The organism is Paenibacillus graminis, assembly GCF_000758705.1.
In the GTDB taxonomy this organism is placed as follows: domain Bacteria; phylum Bacillota; class Bacilli; order Paenibacillales; family Paenibacillaceae; genus Paenibacillus_AQ; species Paenibacillus_AQ graminis.
On sequence record NZ_CP009287.1, the window covers coordinates 5,833,514 to 5,854,435 of the forward strand.

21 protein-coding genes and 1 pseudogene are annotated in these 20,922 nt (G+C 50.4%); 7 read left to right on the plus strand and 15 right to left on the minus strand.

The genetic code is table 11. The features are described from left to right. Positions 1-2: 2 nt before the first annotated feature. Complete coding sequence (nifB, locus tag PGRAT_RS25205; protein WP_025703734.1) at positions 3-1,373, minus strand: nitrogenase cofactor biosynthesis protein NifB; 1,371 nt, start codon at positions 1,371-1,373, stop codon at positions 3-5. Between the two features lie 577 nt (positions 1,374-1,950). Between nifB and PGRAT_RS25210 the strand changes: the two genes are divergently transcribed. After that, positions 1,951-2,778 (plus strand): TerC family protein, encoded by an 828-nt coding sequence (locus PGRAT_RS25210; protein ID WP_042267382.1) that lies wholly within the window; start codon positions 1,951-1,953, stop codon positions 2,776-2,778. A 126-nt stretch (positions 2,779-2,904) separates the two neighbouring features. Here the strand turns inward: PGRAT_RS25210 and PGRAT_RS25215 are convergent, their stop codons facing one another. The 10 genes from PGRAT_RS25215 to PGRAT_RS25260 all read right to left on the minus strand — a co-directional run bounded on the left by PGRAT_RS25215 (position 2,905) and on the right by PGRAT_RS25260 (position 12,491). Beyond that, complete coding sequence (locus PGRAT_RS25215; protein WP_081758935.1) at positions 2,905-5,289, minus strand: S-layer homology domain-containing protein; 2,385 nt, start codon at positions 5,287-5,289, stop codon at positions 2,905-2,907. A 172-nt stretch (positions 5,290-5,461) separates the two neighbouring features. Continuing rightward, complete coding sequence (locus PGRAT_RS25220; protein ID WP_025707737.1) at positions 5,462-6,802, minus strand: sensor histidine kinase; 1,341 nt, start codon at positions 6,800-6,802, stop codon at positions 5,462-5,464. Continuing rightward, positions 6,795-7,526, minus strand: a complete 732-nt coding sequence (locus tag PGRAT_RS25225; protein ID WP_042267384.1) for a response regulator transcription factor — start codon at positions 7,524-7,526, stop codon at positions 6,795-6,797. Before PGRAT_RS25225 ends, PGRAT_RS25220 begins: the two co-directional genes overlap by 8 nt. 48 nt (positions 7,527-7,574) lie before the next feature. Beyond that, positions 7,575-7,826: a hypothetical protein gene (locus tag PGRAT_RS25230; protein ID WP_025707739.1), complete on the minus strand. Its 252-nt coding sequence runs from the start codon at positions 7,824-7,826 to the stop codon at positions 7,575-7,577. 184 nt (positions 7,827-8,010) lie between these two features. Next, the gene (locus tag PGRAT_RS25235) at positions 8,011-8,763 is read right to left on the minus strand and encodes an ABC transporter permease (RefSeq protein ID WP_025707740.1); all 753 of its coding nucleotides are present in this window, start codon (positions 8,761-8,763) and stop codon (positions 8,011-8,013) included. Further along, positions 8,757-9,533, minus strand: coding sequence for an ABC transporter ATP-binding protein (locus PGRAT_RS25240; protein WP_025707741.1), 777 nt, complete (start codon positions 9,531-9,533; stop codon positions 8,757-8,759). The genes PGRAT_RS25235 and PGRAT_RS25240 overlap by 7 nt, the downstream gene beginning before the upstream one ends. Continuing rightward, entirely contained in the window at positions 9,514-10,527 is a 1,014-nt protein-coding gene (locus PGRAT_RS25245) for an ABC transporter substrate-binding protein (protein WP_025707742.1), read from the minus strand. The genes PGRAT_RS25240 and PGRAT_RS25245 overlap by 20 nt, the downstream gene beginning before the upstream one ends. Positions 10,528-10,888: 361 nt before the next feature. Further along, positions 10,889-11,374 carry a nitroreductase family protein gene (locus PGRAT_RS33795; protein WP_025707744.1) on the minus strand — a complete coding sequence of 162 codons (486 nt, stop codon included), beginning with the start codon at positions 11,372-11,374 and terminating at the stop codon, positions 10,889-10,891. Positions 11,375-11,395: 21 nt separating this feature from the next. Further along, the gene (locus tag PGRAT_RS33800; RefSeq protein ID WP_025707745.1) at positions 11,396-11,965 is read right to left on the minus strand and encodes a nitroreductase family protein; all 570 of its coding nucleotides are present in this window, start codon (positions 11,963-11,965) and stop codon (positions 11,396-11,398) included. Between the two features lie 19 nt (positions 11,966-11,984). Further along, positions 11,985-12,491: a MarR family transcriptional regulator gene (locus PGRAT_RS25260; RefSeq protein WP_025707746.1), complete on the minus strand. Its 507-nt coding sequence runs from the start codon at positions 12,489-12,491 to the stop codon at positions 11,985-11,987. A gap of 213 nt (positions 12,492-12,704) precedes the next feature. Between PGRAT_RS25260 and PGRAT_RS25265 the strand changes: the two genes are divergently transcribed. The 4 genes from PGRAT_RS25265 to PGRAT_RS25280 are packed head-to-tail and all read left to right on the plus strand — an operon-like array spanning position 12,705 to position 15,457. After that, positions 12,705-13,034 carry a PadR family transcriptional regulator gene (locus PGRAT_RS25265; protein ID WP_020428594.1) on the plus strand — a complete coding sequence of 110 codons (330 nt, stop codon included), beginning with the start codon at positions 12,705-12,707 and terminating at the stop codon, positions 13,032-13,034. A gap of 14 nt (positions 13,035-13,048) precedes the next feature. Next, complete coding sequence (locus PGRAT_RS25270; protein ID WP_025707747.1) at positions 13,049-13,912, plus strand: pentapeptide repeat-containing protein; 864 nt, start codon at positions 13,049-13,051, stop codon at positions 13,910-13,912. A gap of 15 nt (positions 13,913-13,927) precedes the next feature. Next, entirely contained in the window at positions 13,928-14,689 is a 762-nt protein-coding gene (locus tag PGRAT_RS25275; RefSeq protein ID WP_025707748.1) for an ABC transporter ATP-binding protein, read from the plus strand. Further along, complete coding sequence (locus PGRAT_RS25280; RefSeq protein ID WP_025707749.1) at positions 14,690-15,457, plus strand: ABC transporter permease; 768 nt, start codon at positions 14,690-14,692, stop codon at positions 15,455-15,457. A gap of 85 nt (positions 15,458-15,542) precedes the next feature. Here PGRAT_RS25280 and PGRAT_RS25285 read toward each other — a convergent pair whose 3' ends face one another. The 3 genes and pseudogenes from PGRAT_RS25285 to PGRAT_RS31290 form a co-directional block, all read right to left on the minus strand. Beyond that, positions 15,543-16,640 (minus strand): Ger(x)C family spore germination protein, encoded by a 1,098-nt coding sequence (locus tag PGRAT_RS25285; protein ID WP_025707750.1) that lies wholly within the window; start codon positions 16,638-16,640, stop codon positions 15,543-15,545. Further along, positions 16,633-17,712 carry a GerAB/ArcD/ProY family transporter gene (locus PGRAT_RS25290; protein WP_025707751.1) on the minus strand — a complete coding sequence of 360 codons (1,080 nt, stop codon included), beginning with the start codon at positions 17,710-17,712 and terminating at the stop codon, positions 16,633-16,635. The genes PGRAT_RS25285 and PGRAT_RS25290 overlap by 8 nt, the downstream gene beginning before the upstream one ends. A gap of 14 nt (positions 17,713-17,726) precedes the next feature. Then, positions 17,727-19,134: pseudogene (locus PGRAT_RS31290) on the minus strand (spore germination protein). 286 nt (positions 19,135-19,420) lie between these two features. Here PGRAT_RS31290 and PGRAT_RS25300 point away from each other — a divergent pair. Then, complete coding sequence (locus tag PGRAT_RS25300; RefSeq protein ID WP_025707752.1) at positions 19,421-19,678, plus strand: hypothetical protein; 258 nt, start codon at positions 19,421-19,423, stop codon at positions 19,676-19,678. A 322-nt stretch (positions 19,679-20,000) separates the two neighbouring features. Continuing rightward, positions 20,001-20,186, plus strand: a complete 186-nt coding sequence (locus PGRAT_RS25305) for a hypothetical protein (RefSeq protein WP_025707753.1) — start codon at positions 20,001-20,003, stop codon at positions 20,184-20,186. A gap of 204 nt (positions 20,187-20,390) precedes the next feature. Here PGRAT_RS25305 and PGRAT_RS25310 read toward each other — a convergent pair whose 3' ends face one another. Beyond that, on the minus strand, positions 20,391-20,615 hold the full coding sequence (locus tag PGRAT_RS25310) for a helix-turn-helix domain-containing protein (RefSeq protein WP_019908812.1): 225 nt from the start codon (positions 20,613-20,615) through the stop codon (positions 20,391-20,393). Positions 20,616-20,922: the final 307 nt, after the last annotated feature.

The window sequence follows — 20,922 nt, forward strand, 5'->3', positions numbered from 1 at the left end:
CATCATCCCTTCGAAATGTTTATATTTTCAAAATAAGAGCTGTACTTCACACTTTCGAGAATCGCTTCCTGTATTCCACCTTTGCGGACGAGTGGCAAGACTCCGATTTTGTTGAGGCTGGTACGGGGGCCCTCACCGATACCGGAGCAGAGAAGAATGCGGCAATCACTTAGAATGGATATAATTTCTTGCAGCGTGGCGGCTTTGTCGCCGTTGCAGTCTGCTTTGCCATGGCAGTAGGCCTGTATCTTGCGGACACCGAGCAGCTGAACCACCGCTCCATCGGTATCGTAAACCAGGAATTCCGTGGCATGCCCGAAATGCTGGTTGACCTTGTCGCCGCCTCTGGTAGCCACCGCGACCCTGATCTTCGGCGCATTCTCCTGAAGTAATCTCGCCCGCTTCGCTTGGACCCGCTCACGGATCTTCACATCCAGCTCGCCTTGGAACAATGCCCTGGCTTCCGCATTGATTGCCGGATCAGCCTCCATCGCTTCCAGCGGGAAGTCCTGATTGCGGTCCTGGCCCAGCAGCCCGATGGCGTCAGCCCGGCATTGCCGGCAATGGCGCATCACCTTCATGCCGCCCCGGCCCAGCAGCTCCTGCAGATTGTGCAGTTCCTTCGGTCGGGGCGCTTTGCGCCCGTCCTGCTCATACTGGCTGCCCGGCGCGATAATTAGCGGTGTTACATTGTGCAGTGTGGCCCCGAGCTCTTTTACTCTTTTGGACACTGCGGGTAAATGATGATCGTTGACCCCGGGAATCATAATCGAATTCACTTTGACGAGAATTCCCAGCTTCGCCAGCAGTTCAAGACCCGTCAGCTGGCGGCTGATCAGCAGCTCTGCGGCAGCTTTTCCTTCATAACGCACACCTTCGTCGAACACCCAGGGATAAATCGCTTGACCGACATCCGCGTCGATGGCGTTGATGGTGATAGTGACATGGCGGATGCCAAGCTCCACAATCTCATCGATATGCCGGTGCAGCGTCAACCCGTTGGTGCTGAGGCAAAGGGAGACATCAGGCACAACCTTTTTCACCCGGGCGAAGGTGTCGAACGTCTGCTCCGGATTTGCCAGCGGATCGCCTGGACCGGCGATGCCTACTACCGACAGCTGCATCAGTTGGGCGGCTACCCCTTTCACTTTGCGTTCGGCCTGTTCCGGGGTAAGCACCTCGCTGACCACACCAGGCCTGCTCTCATTCACGCAGTCGAACTTGCGGTTGCAGTAATGGCACTGGATGTTGCAGGCGGGAGCTACCGGGATGTGCATCCTGGCATAAAACCGATGGGCTTCCTCGCTGTAGCAAGGGTGGCGGCTGATCTCCTCCTCTGCTTCATTTGATATACACGGCGACGGCTGCATCATTTCCCACCTCCTAAAAGTAACCTGATTAATAGAGTTTATTTGCGCGGAACAATCAAATGAATGTCATATTTCCTAACAATAATTTGCTTGACCGCTTTAATTAGTCTCATCATATTTTCATTCCTGTACATCGTCAATTGCATTCCAGCTTAAAAAGCCCTTTATTTCCTTATGTTTGCAGTTTCGCCATATCGTACGTTAGATTATCTAACTTATAACTACCATGTTTCCGTTTCCATCCCAGTCATCTTCTATTGATATTTATTCTCACAGGCATTGACAACGGCTCTTAAGTCATATATGATACTTCTAAGTCAACCACGTAACCAATTAAATTTAATATATCCCGTAAAGGGGAGTAGCTGTTAGATAAAATCGTCAATACGAGAACGTGAGGATGTTCTCCGGTTTTATCGGCAATGAACTATTGTTAGCGAGACCTTTACCAATCAGGTTAGACCTTTATTCCAAAGGCTGATCTGCTTGGTAAAGGTCTTTTTTATATATATTTGGTAAAAATAATGGTACCGCAGGAATTTCATGGCGGTATTTACATCCAAATGAGGAGGAAGCAGCAATGGATTGGGGATTATTATTAGAATACGGATGGGTATTACTCGTTCTCGTAGCACTGGAAGGGTTGCTCGCCGCAGATAATGCACTGGTACTGGCAATCATGGTTAAACATCTTCCTGATGAGGAACGTAAAAAGGCATTGTTCTATGGTTTGGCCGGGGCGTTTGTGTTCCGTTTCGGTTCGCTTTTCGTCATCTCTTATCTGGTGGACATCTGGCAGGTACAAGCCATTGGCGCGATCTACCTTCTGTTCATCGCGGGGAATCACATCTTCCGGAAAGTGCTGTTTAAGAAGCCTGTTACTGAAGAGGCTGCGGAAAGCGGCACTGAGGAAGTTGTGCAAAAAAAGAAATCCAGCTTCTGGTTTACAGTTCTGAAGGTTGAAGTAGCGGATATTGCGTTTGCCGTTGACTCTATCCTTGCGGCTGTTGCGCTTGCCGTTGCGCTTCCGCCAAGCGGAATGGGCAAGATCGGCGGCCTTGACGGCGGCCAGTTCCTCGTTATCTTTGCCGGCGGCTTCATTGGACTGGTCATTATGCGGTTTGCAGCCTCCTTCTTCGTCAAGCTGCTCCACTCCCGTCCCGGCCTTGAGGTTGCCGCATTCTTCATCGTTGGCTGGGTCGGCGTTAAGCTGGCTGTCATCACCCTGGCTCATCCGTCACTGGGTGTCCTGTCCGAGGACTTCGCCCACAGCACCTGGTGGAAAGCTACCTTCTATGTCGTGCTTGTAATTATTGCAGCCACCGGCTGGTTCATGAGCAGCCATAAAATTGAAGAGAACGCCGGTGAAAACCCTGTCCGTGAAGTCGATAAGCAGCTGGGCAAATAAATAGCAGCTGTTCATAGCAAACACACAGAAGCCTGCTCCCCGCCTGATGGCGGGGGCAGGCTTTGCTATTTCTCACGATGCGGAGAAAGTGCTATGCATAACTTTTCGGGAACGCAGACCGCCTGGCTACATACGCTGCTGCTGGCCTATATTCTGGTCAACTTTGCCCTGCAGCTCTACCAGCTTCATCATCACAGTAGCAACATCGGCTTTGGTTACATTTTGCTGCGGATTGAATTTGCCGTTGTCTCCCTGCATAAGCCCCAGCTTCACAGCCAGCGCTACCGCACCTTTGTTTTTAATAGAGTCACTGTCACTAAAGCTGCTTACTGCCGTGTCATTTTCCAGGAAGGCAGAGATTTTACTGTATTGCAAAAAGGAGGCCAGCAGCACAGCAAGCTGTTCACGGCTAAGCTTATTGCCGGGCTGCAGCACAGTATCCTTGCTGATCCATTCGTGATTTGCGGCGAAGCTGACAGCCTTATAATATTCACTGTCCGGATTAACCCCGGCTACAGTCTTCTGTTCTGATCCATTCGTGTACCCTTGGTAGTTCGATGTGGATGCTGTGGCAATGAAGGTAAACCAGTCACCCACAGTGATTTCCTGATCCGGATTGACTTTGCCGTCAGCATTAGGGACAAGCACACCATACTTCACCAGCTCAGTTAATGCCTGCTCGGCTGGATGTCCTTTCAGGTCAACTGCCGCAGCGGTGCCCACATTCTGGCCGGAATAAGCGTACACTTTTACCCATTTCCCCGTAGCGGCATCCAGGACCTCGTTCTGATCTTGTTCGTTGACCGGCAGCGGGCTGTAGACCAGCTTAATCTGCGGTTCTACGTACATATAGTTGTTATATAACCCGCCTAGAAGGTTATATTGCAGCTTCATGGCATAGCGGTCTTTGTAGCTCTGCACTGCCTCGCTTTGGGATACAGCAGGGGTAGGCTGCTCCTTGACCGCTGATAAATCCGGGCTCACTGCAGAATAGCTTTCCAGCCTGCCGTAAATATCCATGGCCAGCGTTACTCCTGCATCACTTACCGGGATGCCGTTATAATAGCGCACAAATTGAAAACGGAAGCCCTTGCCGTCCGGAAGCACACTCCAGGTTCCACCATGCTCAGCCAGCTTAAGAACACTGCTGGCCTGATCATACAAACGGTTGACAAGTAATATGGCTTGCTGCTTAGCCTGGTCCTGGGTCAGCTTCTTCCCTCCGGCAGGTGCCGGCTGTGGCTTCACATCCTTGCTGCCTGCAAATTGCTCCAGCTGATACTGGTAGATTTGGCCGGTTACCGCATCCACCTCTGCATAAGAGCTGGCTGGAAATGAGGCCATGCGTGTGTTGCTGTTATCCCTCCAGGCCAGCCTCCAGACCTTTTGCTTCGTATTCGGATAGCCAGTGCCCAGCGTTTGATTGTCCGGCTTACGTTCTGCCGGAATGGCTACAATCTGCTGCACAAACTTGGCAGCTTCGGCAGCAGTAATCTCCTTGCCGGTACTGGCCGCCTGGAACCGTTCCTTAGTCTCCGGCACCGCCTCATCCTTCACCGGGAGGGCGGAAGCTTCACGGCCTTCGTTGTCTATATATTTACCAGTCTGGGCATCAACCGAGTACAATGTCTGTTCTTGTGGACGCCAGCCCAGTCCCCACCGCTCCACGACACCGTCCTTGTAAACCGGAATATAGTAGAGTTCTACGGCAAAGTTGTCCGTAAACTTCTTCTGCACTGACTCCAGAGAAACGGCAGGTTTGGCTGACGGGTACACCAGTCCAGGAGACGGCTTGTTGAACTGGAGGACGTTCCCGTTGCTGTCAACAGTGATCGAGAGTATGTCCGAAGCTGAAGGCAGGCCGTTCTTCAAGAGCTTGAAGTAGAAATTGTATTGTATCGATCCGAATAGGCTGCCCCCTGCAATATTCATGGCCTCGTTATCCGTCAGCTCAATGTCCCCAGGCCCCAGGGAAGGTGCTGCTTTGGCAATAAATTTCCGTGCTTGCTCCAGCGCCTCGGCACGCGTCAATTTGGGCGGATAATAGGAATCCTGCTGCAAAAATGGATACGAGATGTAAGTATTGACCAAATCCCCGGTAAGCGCGTCAATCCGGCTCGAAAACCCATAGCTTGTGCTGCCAACCTCGTAACTCCACGAAATATCCCAGATCATTTGATTGCCGCTGGGCGGCCAGGAATTGTCCCCACCCAGCCGCACACCGGATAAGGTTGCATCCTTCAGAACCGGAAACAGCTCTCGGGCCTTGGCTACGGCTTGATCCTCTGTGATTTTTGCCTTGGATGGGTCGGGGGCCACTGCGGCTTGTCCTCCGGCATCTATTACTGAAGGCACAGCAACAGCAGCAGAGGCAGACATTGAATCGGCCGCGGCCAGTCCGCCAGGCAGCAGCAGGGCGAGGGCCACAGTAGTAATCAGCACGGCCTTGGCCGTGTGATGAACGAATGGTGTACTATTATTGGAACTGTACTGTCTATCCAAAAAATTCATCCTCCTCAATATGATTCCAATATTCTCCTTAAGTATAAAGATGGATGCATATTTTTACCATATTTTATTTACGACAGGAAAATACAGCTGCATGCAAAAAAAGACCCCATCTGTCTAATCAGCAGAGAGGCCGGCGCTATGGCACAACGGATGAAACATCGGCAACAGAAATTTAATTAGGCAGATATACTTGGAATTCCGAGCCTGCCCCCAAATTGCTTGTAACTGTTATTTGTCCTCCATGGGCGTCGACAATGGCTTTTACGATCGCCAGGCCTATGCCTGCTCCTCCGGTTTTACGGCTGCGTGATTTCTCTCCACGGTAGAACCGTTCAAAAATAAAGGGCAATTCGTCCGCAGCAATTCCCGCCCCCGTATCGGCAATACTCACAGTAATCCCGCAAGGCTCTTCTATAAAACTGATTTCCACTTGCCCATCTTTGGTAAATTTCAGCGCGTTATTCAAAAGATTCACGAACACCTGGACCAGGCGCTCATAGTCCCCGCTGATCCAGTGCTCCTTGTACTCCTTCAGCGTCAAGACGACCTTCTCCAGCTCCGGTCTGCCGGCAACCGAATGAATGGAATCCCTGAGCACGTCACTCAGGCACAGCCGTTCATGGCGCAGCTGGATCATCGGGTTCTCCGCAGCATTCAGCTGCTCCAGATCACCGATAAGCTGCACCAGGCGCATAATTTGTGCATGGCAAATCTGAAGCCTGTCAGGCGTGGCTTCCCAGACTCCATCCTGAAATGCCTCAATATAGCTCTGCACTGTGGTCAGAGGTGTGCGCAATTCATGCGCTACATCTGCCGTAAGATTCTTTCTCAGCTTCTCCTGCTGCTGGAGGGTATCTGCGAGATAATTGAGGGCCTGGCCGACCTCATCGATTTCCGTTTGTGTTCTGGCCGGCAGCAGAACCCGTTCTGTCAAATCCCCTTCTCTCATCTTCATTGCTATTCCCTTGATGCGCGCGAGCGGCCGGCTGAGCCCCTTAGCCATATATCTGCTGTACAGATACGCTCCGCCCAGCACCAGCAGCAGCGCACCCCATGACAGCCTGTTGAACATCTGCAAAAAATCCCGGTTCTGCGCCTGCTCCGCTCCGCCATTCCCCCGGATTTCGAGTGTGCCGATATTCACGCCTTCCTTCTGCACCGCATAACGGGTCGCAGCCTCATCCGGATCAACCGCTACCATCGGCATACCCATGTTTCCCATATCCCAGACAGGCTTCCCTGCCGCATCAAAGAGGCGTATCGAATAATCCCGCAGCATAGCCTGATGGGCCACTCCCATCAACTTGTCCATATTCCACGAATCCGGGGAATCATAAGCCTGCTCCAGATCGGCCAGCAGGAACCCGGCCTCTGCCCGCTGACGGCTCTCGACATACCGCCCAAAGGAAAAGCTCATGACCAGATTCACCAGAAATAAGATGATCAGCAGGGAGCTTAGAGCAACCCCCAAATGGGACAACAGCAGTTTGGTTCTTAGTCCGCCTCTATTCATCCCTATTCACCAAAAATTTATAACCGACCCCGAACACAGTAGCAATATAACGGGGCTGCCTGGAATCATCGCCGATTTTTTGCCGCAGATTTTTGATATGCACATCAATCGTCCGCTCAAAGCCGTCGAAGTCATCCCCCTGGATCAGGTTTACCAGCTCATAACGGCTGTAAGCCCGTTTGGGATTCCCGCTCAGGCACTCCAGCAGCTTGAATTCAAGAGGCGTCAGGGCAACTAGTGCTCCTTCCACTTTGACCTCATGCCGCTCGGCATCTATGGACAGGCTGCCGCCTCCAAAGCTTCGTGCACTCCCCTGCTCCCAGTTTAGCTGGGGCCGCGTTCTCCGGAGCAGGCTGGTTATCCGGGCCAGCAGCTCCCGTGGACTGAAGGGTTTGGTAATATAATCATCTGCGCCTGTCAGCAGGCCGTTCACCAGATCATCCTCACTGCTTTTCGCGGTAAGCATAAGAATGGGAGTATTCGAGCTGCTGCGGATTATCCGGCAGATCTCTTCACCGGATATGTCCGGCAGCATAAGATCAAGCACCACCAGATCAGGCTTCAGCTGCTCAAAGAGCTGAAGTGCGCCGGTTCCCGTCTCGGCTTCGTATACGATATAATTGCTTTTCTCCAGATAAGCCCTGATCACCTGAAGAATATCCTTCTCATCGTCCACCAGCAAAATGGTTGAAGTGCCCACACATGACCATTCCCTTCTATACATAAAAAGACAGACCCCGTCCTTGTCCGGAGGTCCATCTTAATTTTCTTTTTAGAAATTCATCATACTTCCGCGTCCGGATGTGCTGTCCATCATTCCACCCTTGCCGGCGCCTTGCTTACTGTGGCAATTGTTCACCATATCTTTGACCTGGCTGTCCGTCAGATCCGGGTGCATTTTTTTGGCAAAAGGAAGCATGTGCTCGAACCAGCTTTGTCCCTTGTCCGCTTCCGCTGCATAAACGCTTGTGCCGATTCCCATAACCAATACCAATGTGATGATACCTAACCAGATTTTTTTCAATTTGTTCTCCTCCTTCTGATGTATACAGCATAACCCAAAGTTGTGAAGAACTTATTTGCTGTCATGGCAGGAGGATAAGAGATGTGCGGGAATCCCGGCTTAGTTCAACATGATGCCACAAGACGGCTCAATCCTGAGCCGCCTTGTCGCTCCGTGCTATTGCGGCAGCACTACAGCTCTTACTTCAACGCCGCCATTTCATAAATTTATAATCCAGTATATCCACCAGCAGGAACAGTACAAAACCGACCAGGCTGAACAGCATAATGCCCGCGTACATCTCCGGGTAATCCAGCCGCAGCCAGGCATCCATAATGAAGAAGCCCATGCCATGTTCTGTCCCGTAAATCTCGGTGAAAAACAAGACGGATATTGCAGTTCCGAGCGAAATGCGGATTGTGCTGAGAATGACCGACAATGCGCCGGGCAGCGTCACATTCCAGAATTTCTGCCCTGTGCTTGCACCGATGCTGGTCAAGACATCATACGTGCTCTCGGGGATCGCCTTGACCCCGTCGCGCACGGAGATGATGACCTGGAACAGCAGGATCAGCATAATCATCAGTACCTTAGAGGTTTCGCCAAGACCAAAGAACAGCATGACCACCGGCAGCAGCGCAATCTTCGGAATCGGATAAGTCAGGTAAACGACCGGGTCCAGCAGCCGGTTCCAGAGCGGGGAACGTCCCATTAAGAGACCAATCAGCAGGCCGATCAGCAGGGCCAGAAGTACGCCTTCGAAGATCCGCAGCAGGCTGTATCCGACGTTCAGCCCCACATCTCTGGCCCCCAGGTGGAACATCGCCTCATAGACCGCTCCGGGGCTGGGCAGAATCGGATGATTCATCAGCAGATAGGTTATGTACCAGACAATGTTCATGCACAAAAAGACAAACAACAGCCGCAGCAAGTGTGGAAGACGCCGTTTTTTCACCATTTCGCCAGCATTACCTTTCTGATCCGTTTGCTCTGCTCAAAAAATTCATCGCTGTTCCGTTTCTCCTCATGCTTCATAGCAAAGACAGATGCGTTGTCGAGAATTTCAGGGGTATCCTGCTTGGCTGATGGCATCACAACGATTTTCTGCCCGAGTAGAATTGCCTCTTCCACATCATGGGTGACAAACAACGCGGTTGCCGGATGCGCCAGCCAATTATCCAGGAAGATCTGCTGGAGCGTTTCACGGGTAATGGCATCCAGTGCGGAGAACGGCTCATCCAGCAGCAGGATCGTCGGCTGGATGGCAAAGGCCCGGGCGATCGCCACCCGCTGCTGCTGCCCTCCGCTCAGAGAGAGCGGGTAGCGGCCGGCAAGCTCAGCAATCCCCATTGACTGCAGCCAATGGGTAATTTCCGCTTCCAGGGCTTCCCTGCTCCCTCCAGCCGGACGGGTAATCTTCATAGCTACCCGGATGTTCTCGCGGACAGTTTTCCAGGGCAGCAGGCCGTAATTCTGCGGGACCAGCCCAATCAGCGTTTCTTGGTCATGCACGGACTTCCCGTTGAACAGCAGTTCACCCTCATAATCCGGCAGTAGACCTGCCACCGCGCGCAGCAGCGTGGATTTCCCGCTGCCGGATGACCCGATAACCGTATATATGCCATGCTCAGGCAAAGTTAAATCTACTTGCCCGAGAGCCTTTTGTCCGCTTTTATATTCCACTTGAAGCGCTTTGATGTTAAGTCCGCTATTTCTTAAACTGGACATCGGAGATCACTTCTTCAGCCGATATATTTTTGGTCAGCAGGCCTTTTTCCCTTGCCCAGGCAAATGCCGCTTCCACTTCCTTCACATCCACCTGATTCGCCGGCTGATACTCCGGTACTGTAATCTGATCCTTCAGCGTGTCCGGATATCCGACCTCCTTGATAATCAGATCAATATATTCCGATTGGTCATGCGATTTCATATAGGCTACCGCTTCATCATATGCGGCGTACATATCCTGAATGGCTTGTCCTTTGGCATCAATTGCGCTTTGCGGGAAGGCCAGCACAAACGGATTCACTCCGGCTGTTTTGGTAGAGCTGAGCACCCGCAGGCCTGCCGCTTTGCCCATAGTGACATAAGGCTCAGGCAAGACTGCCGCATCCGCTTTTTGGTTCTTCAGCAGTTCCAGACGGGTTGGAATTTGCGGCACCTCGGTCACCTTTATATCCTCTTCCGTCAGGCCTGCCTGCTTCAGCATCATTGCCACCGTATATTGGGTTGAAGTGTTTTTGGACAGGATCACCGTCTTGCCCTTAAGGTCCTTCACCCCCTGGACTCCGTCATTTCCGGTCAGCAGATCGAACTCGCCAGTGGTGGTACTGGTGATCTTGACATCCAGCCCCGCTTCGTTATAGATCGAAATTGCGACCAAATCCGCGCTGATTCCATCCACTTTACCGGCCTGAAAGGCCACATCACGGTCTTTGGCGCTCTTGAACGTCTGAATCTCCAAATTTACGTTATGCTCTTTGTCGAAGCCCTGCTCGTGGGCAATAATGAATGGAATCGCATCAATCGAAGGTAAAAGTCCCAGGGTCAGTACTGCCGTTTCAGACGGTGCATCACTTGCAGCCGGTGCGTCTCCAGCAGCATTTCCTGTAGCAGACGCGCCTGCATTATTCGTATTTGAGCCGCAGCCCACCGCTACTATACTAATCGCAGCGACCAGCATTAACAGCATCATCAGGTGTTTCCAGTTTTTTCTTTCCATGGTTCTCGAGTAGCCTCCATCTTCTTGTTGATTGGGTTCTGAGTTTCTTTTCTTCCTTGGGTCCGCCTGGCCATATACAATCTGCATATGCGAATTTATTCACATAAGGACATGCAGATAGAAACCTCCGCTCCGCCGTCCGGGAGCATCCGTTTCCTGCCTTCCTGACGAGATCCGTTCACTGCGGAATATATGTATTTGCCTGTCCCCCAAAAAGCTCAAGTAATGCAATTTTACACCCATTGCTCTATTTTGTATATTTATAAATTGAAATAATTTTCCGGATTTCTCCATGTCAAAAAGCTTTCCCCTACCCGTCCAGGTCTGGGAAAGCTGCAGATTCTCACTGCTGTTCCTGTATTTAGAGCAGCTCGAACTTCACCTCAGCCACCTTTGCCGAAGGTGTTGCTCCGGGATCTCCATCCCAAAAACCTATTTCAAGAACAGCGGTAATGCGTTCCTTGTCCTGCACACCAAAAACATTCATCTGCTTCCGGTCATATATCCAGTCCTTCATCGTCCGCCTTACCCCCAGCTTGCGTTCACAGGCCAGCAATTGGAAGTTCTGCATCAGGCAGCAGACCGCAGCGAAATCCTCATCCCGCTTATACGGGTCACTCTCTTCCTTCATGACGACAATAAGGTATGCCGGAGCAGGTTCCTGCAAGCCGGACAGCCTGGCGCTGCCGCCATTGTCGGCATAGATGAATCTCCAAGGCTCTCTTAGCCCGTCATTCGGCGCCCATACCGCATCATTCAGCAGCTCCAGCACTAGCTGCCGGGGTACAGGCTGTCCGGAAAAGGAGCCGGAGCTGCGCAGCTCCGGACCGAGATTGGATAATGTCATATGATCCCTCCTATTTTAGCTCTAGCTGCCTGCATAGACTGTCCATTTCTTCTCTGCCGATGTTCTTGCCCGCCCCCGCGGAGCCTTATTGTAGTACCCCAGATGAAGAACGCCTACAAACCTTTCATTCTCACGGATGCCAAGACGTTCATAAAAGTCCTCGCTCTGCATCATTGGTTCGGTATCCCATAGCATGCCTAGCTGGCGCTCCCAGCCCAGCAGCTGGAAATTCTGCAGGATACTGCAGACCGCCGCATAATTCCGGTCGCTTGCCTGCCGGTCAGGACCCGTGCCGGCAATAACGACCACATGGCCGGGAATACCGGTAAATCTTTTTTTGAACAGCTCGATCATCTTGCCCGGCATCCATTTGCCCAGCCTGCTCCCGGTCATATGCTCCATCATGTAGTCAGCCAGCCGCCCACGCGACTCGGGGGTACCGGCATAAATACAGCGCCAGACGGCATCTTCAGCTGAAGGATACAGACCTGCTGCTTGCTGCAGCAGTTCGGCCACCAGCTCCCGGGCGACAGGCGTCTGATTAAAGCTGCGGATCGTCCGCCGTCCTCTGATTAATTCAGCCAGGCTCATGATTGCCACTCTCCCCGGTTCATCTTTTTGCGGTTCCCCCGGATATTCTCAGTTCCATCTCCGCGCTGTAATCCTTAAGGAAACTGCCAATAATCTTCATTTCTACGGCCGAGTATTTGTCCAAAAAACGGTGAAGCCGCTCTGCTTCATTCGCATGAATCCGTTCATGGAGATCAAATATCTTTTTCCCCTGCGGGGTCAGCCGGAAATAACTTTCCTTTTTGTTATCATTCAATTGCATTCGCTCCACGAGTCCATCCGCGAGCAGTTTGCCGCCGATCTTGGTGATGCTGGCTTTGGACAACTCCATCTTCCCGGCAATAGCTGTGCTGTTGATGGGCTCATGGCGCCCGATACAATCGATCACATGCACCGCAGTAATATTGTGCGGAAAGTTCTCGATCCGCTCCCTTTCGGCAATGCTGAGAAAATGATCAATTTCTGTATCCGAAAAAGATTCATAGACGTGCAGAAATCGAATGAACTGTTCATACACATGCTGTTTTACCGCATCTGCAGATTCCATAGGTTATGGCGCTCCATTCACTAAGTAGGTTTTTTGTTAACCAGTAAACTATATTGACATTTTATCATCATTGATAATGATTATCAACTATAAACTTTTTGAAGAAGGGGCCTGTTACTGCCTGGATGTACAACTCAACAAAGTATTGTATTTAAAATACTACCTTGACAGTCACAGTAGTGTGTCGTATTATACAGATGCGGAGGTGATTATATGAGTGAGAACAAAATTACATCCGACCTGCTGCGCGGACATACCGATACGATGATTTTACGGCTGTTATCCGAAGCTGACCGCTATGGGTACGAGATTGTCAAACTGATTGCCGAGCGCTCGGACGGTGAGTATGAATTAAAGGAAGCCACGATGTACTCCAGCGTCCGGCGGCTTGAGGCGGACGGTGACATCGAATGGTACTGGGGTGATGAATCTCAGGGCGGACGCCGGAAATATTTTAGAATTACCGAAAAGGGTAAGGCGGCTTACGCCCGCAACAAAAGCAACTGGGAATACGCAAAGCGTGTACTTGAAAACTTACTATAAGGAGAGTTGATGTGATGAATGAGAAATTGACCAACTATTTGAATGGCGTTTTTGCACCTTATGATGAGGTGAAAAGCGTCACCGAACTAAAGGCCGATCTGCTCTCCGATTTGCAGGAGCGGTTTCGTGAACTCCAAGCCGAGGGCAAGGACGAGAAAACAGCTTTCGAGATGACCATCAGCAGCATCGGAGATATTGAGCAAACGGTACAGGAGGTCGCCAATCTCTCCCGTTCGCTGGAACGCCAAGTGGTGACAAACTTCAGTTCGAGTAACCTCGCAAAGAGCGACTTCGCAGGCGTTACCGCATATAAAGGAAAATTCGAAGGGAGCGCGCTGCACGGCTCCGACTTCTCGGGTGCGGACTTGACGGGCAGCTCGTTTAAATCCAGCGATGTGCGTGAAGCCCGTTTTGACGGCGCAAATCTGACGGACTGCACTTTTTTCGCGCTTGATCTGGCGGGTGCAAGCTTCCAACAATCCATCCTTGTGCGTACCAATTTCAGCAAGTCGTGGCTGGCCGGGGCCAAATTCATCGATGCAAAGCTGACCGACGTCAATCTAACCATGTGCGACCTGAGTAAAACGGTTTTTGAGAATTGTATTTTCGACGGCGTGGACTTTAAGTCTTCCAATCTGGCGGGTCTGTGCCTGGACGGGATGACCTTTCTCGGCGTCAAGTTTGACAAGGCGGGGCTGAACGAAGTTTCGTTTAAAGGCGCAACGCTTAAAAATGTGGCTTTTCCTATGTCGAACCTGTCCAAGAAGTATTACCGCGCCATCAAAACCGTCTGCTTTGACGGCGCTATGATGGATAAACTGACCTACGCCGCGCTCAAGGGCATGGAAGCAGACTTGTCAAAAGTCACAGTTATTTAAGGGAGGGGAAAGAAGATGCAGACCCAAGCAATTCAAGTAAAAGGACTGCAAAAGTCCTACAAGCAGCTTCATGTCCTTAAGGGTGTAGATTTCGAGGTGGAAAAGGGCAGTATTTTCGCCCTGCTCGGCTCCAACGGCGCAGGCAAGACAACAGTTGTCAAAATCCTCTCTACGCTGCTCAAACCAGACAGCGGAACCGCCAGTGTAAACGGATTCGACGTTGCAGCGAGTCCCGGCGATGTGCGGCAGGCGATCAGTTTGACCGGGCAGTTTGCTGCCGTGGATGAGGTTTTGACCGGGCGGGAAAATCTGGTCATGATTGCCAGGCTACGGCATCTTGATCATCCGCGTCAAGTTGCCGACGATTTGCTGAAACGCTTCGGCTTAACTGACGCCGCCGACCGAAAGGCATCTGTTTATTCGGGTGGTATGCGCCGCAGGCTTGACATCGCCATGAGCCTTGTAGGAAAACCGCAGCTTATTTTCCTCGATGAGCCAACCACCGGGCTTGACCCTGAGGCACGCATGGAGACTTGGAAGATTGTCAAAGAGCTGTCGGACGGTGGAACGACGGTATTCCTGACCACTCAGTATTTGGATGAGGCTGAACAGCTTGCCGATAGAATTGCCATTTTACATGAGGGCAGGATTATTGCGGGCGGCACGCTTGAGGAACTGAAAAAGCTGTTCCCGCCTGCCAAGGTGGAGTATGTTGAAAAACAACCGACACTGGAAGAAATTTTCCTCGCAATCATCAGCAAAAAGGAGGCTATTTAAATGGAAACGGCAAAAAACCATTTTTTCAGCGACATGAGCGTGATGCTTGGGCGTTCCATGCGCCATATTTTGCGGAGCATGGACACCATCATCACGGTCTGCATCACTCCGATTGCGATGATGCTGCTGTTCGTCTATGTGCTCGGCGGCGCAATCCGAACCGGTACGGATAACTATGTGAACTACCTGTTGCCCGGTATCCTGCTGATTGCGATCGCAAGCGGTATATCCTATACGGCTTACCGCCTGTTTCTGGATAAGCAGCGGGGTATCATTGAGCGGTTTCACTCCATGCCGATTGCGCGTTCGGCCGTGCTGTGGGGGCATGTGCTGACCTCGGTGGTATCCAACGTCATTTCTGTTGTCGTCATCATTCTCGTAGCGCTCATTATGGGCTTTCGCTCGCCGGCGGGAGTACTGCCTTGGCTTGCCGTAGCCGGTATACTCGTGCTGTTTACGCTGGCTTTGACTTGGGTCGCGGCAATTGCCGGACTGTCCGCAAAATCGGTGGAAGGGGCAAGCGCGTTTTCCTACCCGCTTATCTTCCTGCCCTTTATCAGCTCCGCCTTTGTACCGACCGATTCGATGCCGTCTGTCGTTCGCGCCTTTGCCGAAAACCAGCCGGTGACCTCGATCGTGGAAGCCATTCGTGCGCTGCTGTCAGGCCAGCCGGTGGGCAATGAGATATGGGTCGCACTTGCCTGGTGCGCCGGGATTTTGCTCGCAGCCTATTTCTTTGCTATGAGAGTGTATAAAAAGCGGGTGTAATCAGCCGGCAGATACGTTACTTGTTGATGGGTGCGTTGCAAGGTTACCGCGTGATGCACCCCGCCTTCCCGTTCCTTCTATCCGGCTACATATATTTACCATAGTCCTTGATTGTCACTTTAACACGGCACTCGACTTCAACCCCGGGATAAATCTTGCGCCAGTCGAGACTTTTCCATGCCTTATAGGTAAGGCTGTTTCTTACATATTGCCCGATGCCAATGCTGTCCACATTGTTCTGCTGCAGTTTCTTTACCATTTCCTGAGCCTTATCTCTGATATATTCAGCAGCATCCCTTTCCAATTTATGCCGCTTTTCACTCTGTGAAAGATCCTCATGTCCGGTATATTCAAGCACCGAGCCTTGAATGGAGGCAGCAATAATAAACTTGAAGCGGTTGTGTCCGAGATCCTCCACGCTTACCTTGCGCTTATTCAGCATAGAGCTGAACATTACCATCACTTTCCTGCCATTTCTTTCACCAAGATTAAGCGATAATTCGCCTTGTTTGATATCCCCCCGGAGCAGGGCAAAGATAATTCCATCTTTGGCCGGAATTTTCATCACCAAGCGGTCGTCCTGAAAAAAAGCAATCCCGGAAATGACCGCCCTGTCCCCTTCATCCTTTACAATAGGAGCAATCGGATCGATTCCATCATCGTGATATTCTCTGGTGAACTCATACAGTGTAGTTGGGGGTATAACGTTGGAAGAGCTCTCTTTCTCCAGCAAATGATTAACATATGTGCCTGTATCCTTATTGGGTTTAAATGTTTTGGACAGCAGTTCACCTGCATCTCCGTCCACTACGGTTATTTTGACCCCAAGAGCAATAGAAGGATCGCGTAAGAGCGTATCGATATGATCAGCAAGCCCTTCCTTAGCCAGATTTAATCCGAACAGAACACTTCTTAGCTGGCCGCTGACCAGGCGAAGATCAATTTGTTTGGATAACAGCACCCTCGCTTCTTTGAGGCTGTCGGTTACTGCGGCCAGCAGCTGCCTGCGTTCCGACGATTCTGGATCAATAACCGGGATGGAGATGGTAGATTTCAGTTGATCATTCTCTGCCAGGTCGTAACTGGCGGTTTGCACCATCCCCAGCTTTTCAAGGATTCTTTCATCGCTATTGCAGCCGGTCAGCAGCAGCAGCAGGAGAACAGCAGACAGCCGTTTATACACGGGATACCCTCCTTTCCTGAAAGAGCAGCAGAGCTATTAATAGTACAGGCAGACCGAAGGCAATGGCGATGGTAGCATATCCCAGATACAGAATCCAGTTATTCACCTGATCCAGGGTCTTCGGGATATAGGAGATGCAGTAGGAGATGAGCGTCAACAGAAAGACCTGGACCGGAATCTTTAACTTGGGAATCATTCTTCGCATTGCCTCCAGAGCCCCCCACCAGTACATCGCAACTGTGATCAGAATCAAAAAGAGGAAAAAGCCGTAGAGCATATTTTCCAGACGTTCCACAAATGGGAGCCTGATATAGGCCAGCAGATCCAAGAGCGGATACAGCAGCTGTTTCAACTGCCCAAAGCTGAAAAAACCAAAACAGATCAGGGACAAACAAATGTAAATCAGAGATAAATAAGCATTTCCTGCATAAATGGCAGCCAGCGATTTTTTGCTTTTGTCCATATAAGGAAACAGAAGGATAGACAATTCGTAGCCCAGGTAAGCGGTATATAGTTCCAGACTCCCTTTGAGCTGGTCATGGCCTCCCTTCAAAATGAAAGGTGTCAGGCGTACCCAACTGAAGGAAGGGAAAAACCAGAGTAAGAGAAAATACATCCAGAAGGTCATCCAAAAAAAGAAGGTCGCCGCTTTGGATATTGTAAAAATCCCTTTAATGACCAGCAGAAATAGCAGGACGTCCACAGCCAGCTTGAATAACATCGGATTAGTCGTAGGGAAAGCAAGCATTTGAAATAAAAGCACATATTTTTTCCCGATCATGCAGCCGAAGAGAAGCCAGACAGAAGACAGCCCCAGATAGACAGGATACAGTACAGCTTTGGGAATGGACCGTTCCATGATTTCAAAAATCGATTGCCCCTTTCCCAGCCGGTGGACCAGCGTGATCAAATAAATATTGAAAGACGTCAGCAGCAGACCCGGCAGCAGAACCAGCCAGCCGTTTGTACCGAAATAGTCAGCCAGCTGGCGCGGCAGGGCGAAGACAACGATACCGATTTGGCTCATATACACCAGGATGGCAACATGAAAGGGGCTGAGTTTCTCCATCATAAAATTTCCGACGCCTACTTTCTTTTGATCTGCCTGATTGGATTAGGCGATTGGGACTGGGAGGGCCGCCGGGTTAAAAAGCTAAACGGCGCACGGATAAAAACATCCTTCCAATCCTCTAACGCCATGGGCGCAACCGGGCTAATATAAGAGGAACCCAGGCTTGTAAGGCTGGAAACATGAGTTACAATCAGGACAATTCCCATGGCTATCCCTATATTTCCCCAGATACCAGCCAGTATGATAATGCTAAAGCGAACCAGCCGGATGGAGGCGCTCATCATATAGCTGGGAATGACAAAAGAGGCGATCGCGGAGGAGGCTACAGCAATAATTAAGACATTACTGGTCAATCCCGCCTGAACAGCGGCTTGTCCAATGACAATCCCCCCTACAATCCCGATGGTTTGTCCAATTTTGGTCGGAAGGCGGGCTCCTGCTTCACGCAGCAGTTCTATCATGGTTTCCATAAGCAGCGCCTCGTAAACCGGTGGAAAAGGCACTCTGCTCCGCGATAAGCAGTGCTTCAGGGATCATTTCGTAGTGAAAGGTAGTCACGGATACATAAAATGCTGTGAACGAAATCGTAATCACCAATGCGAGATATCTTAACAACCGGAGTGCCGTTCCCAAAGCCCAGCGCTGATAGTAATCATCCGGTGAGGAGAAGAATTCAAAAAAAGCGGAAGGTGCTGCTAATGCGGTCGGACTGTTGTCAATCAGTGTGATAATCCGGCCGGCTACCAGCTTGGATACAGCCACATCGGGCCTTTCTGTAGTCAGAAATTGCGGAAAAACCGAATTAGGCCTGTCCTCCAGAAACTGGGTGAGCATCCCCCCATCATTAATGGCATCGATTTCAATCCGTTTAATTCGTTTCTCCAGTTCCTCGACATACTTCATATTGGCAATATCCTTAATATAAAGGACATATACGCTGGTCTTGGTGATTTCCCCGACAGAATATTCCAGAATTTTCAGATGCGAGCTTTTGATTCTTTGGCGTATCAGCGAAATGTTAGTAATAGCGGATTCCACAAAAGCGTCATGGGGACCGGCAATAATGCTTTCGGTTTCGGATTGCTGGACACCTCGCGTTTCCGGGCCATAGACATTGAGTAAATAGACATTTTCTTCCTGAAAAATGGCGACGTTGCCCGCAAGGATTCCCGCAACCACTGTTTCAGATTCTGTTACCCGTGTAAATTGTGACTGTTGGAATAACTGCTCCACCTCATCAAGCTGAACCTGGGCAAAGGGCGCCAAAATCTTATCTGTTAACTGTTTTTGGTCCACAATGCTGGGAAAGTAGACAATGTCAGTCCGTATTTCCGGAAAGGACCGGAAGACCAAATCCGCGCATTGGTCAAATTCTCCAAGAATATGCCCCAGCATATGGGCACTCTGTGGGTTGGCATCCATAAGATTAGCCCGCCTTTACCATAAGTTTTTTGTAGTATTCCCACAATTCCCTTGTATATTAGCCGGAGACAGCCTTCCAGTCAGCAAAAAAGCCCGCTTTTCCCCGTGAAGGATGAAAGTAGGCTTTGGCTTTAGTTGATTTTCGGCGAGCTGCGAATTCATGATTTTAACAATTCTTGTCCAACATGATCTGTGCTATAATGAACCCAAATTACACCGATGAAGACTTCCCCTCCCACATCCATCATCCATCGATAATTTATTCAATAGCTGAGGAGCTGTGACGATGAGTGACCCTATTCTCCAGCAGATACTAACCGCGTTAACAGGCGTACAGAGTGATTTGAATGAGATGAAATCGAAAATCGCCAGCATCAAAGAGGATACCAAGCTGATTCCGTTGATCCAGCAAGCTGTATCGGAAGTGAACGCTGAGGTAATCGCAACCCGTGACACCATTGAGCGCATCGAGGAAACACTGCGGGGACATGACGTAACGCTTGATTTGCTGTCCAGAAGATCTATCGATCAGGAAGCCGCTTGAAGCGGATTAAATAACCTCTCTGCATATCTTATCCACGTGGTTGCCTTGATACGGCAGCCGCTTTTTTTTTGGGCCAAACCCGATCAGGCCACCTTCCCGGCGCTAATCTTGAACGGCTCTGCAGTGATTTCGAAACCGTCTCCTCCCAGGAGACATATATCTTCCGTCCAGGAACAATTCCCTTTATTTACGCAAATAATTCACATATTTCTGTCTTTTTCAGGCGGACACACCTTTTAAAATCATTTTATTGTGTTATAATGAAAGCGTAACCAAAGGAGCTGTGAACAATAGATTTCATCGCCCAAGGAGGATGGAAGAAATGCTGGCAGGACTGAAAGAACTTAAGAATTGGGTAGCGGGAATGTGGCAGCCATGGATGACCTCAGAGGAAGAGGACTACTGGAAAATCGAATATTCGGCAGAGCGCCATCTGCACACTCCGCCATCACCAAGCCCGCTTACCTACCAGGAAGAAGCACGCATCAAATCCGTGAAATACCACTAACCCACTACTAACGAGATATATTTACTCCTATAATGCCTTAAGCATAAAACCGCGTATGCCGGAGAAATTCCGGTCTATGCGGTTTTTTAATATAGATTGATAATGGATCGGGAACAGCCCCCAGGTGCACTGCAGCAACAAAAAACCTCCCTTCATCCCAAAGGATAAAAGAAGGCATAAACGCGTCGCTTCAGAAGCAAGGAGCTAGATCTTCAGCTCCCCAAGCTTAATCAGCTCGACAACCGCTTGCGAACGGCCTTTGACGTTTAGTTTTTGCATGACGTTGGAGATGTGGTTGCGGACGGTTTTTTCGCTGATGAATAACAATCCGGCAATATCCCGTGTTGTTTTGTCCTGCACAAGAAGCTCGAATACTTCGCGCTCACGGTGCGTCAAGAGAAATTTGCTGTGATGTTCGTTCCCTTTCAATGGTGTCACCCCTCCTTGCCCTGGGTTTGTTTGGTATAACAAGGTAAAGGGATACAGTCAAAACCATATTATGTATCGGGGGGATTAATGGTGCGATCACAGCCTTAAAATGGGCTGGTACGCTTTCCGAATGGGAAACAACCCTAGCTGTCTATGATCTCCAATCAGGAAACAAGCAGAAACGGCTGCGCCTCCCGTCACATCAGGATGCCCACCCGTTATAGATTTACATATACCGGTCCGTCACGCCCTTGCGGTCACGCCGGTTTGGTCCGGTAATGCTGTTGCAGCTTTAGTGTAATTTATG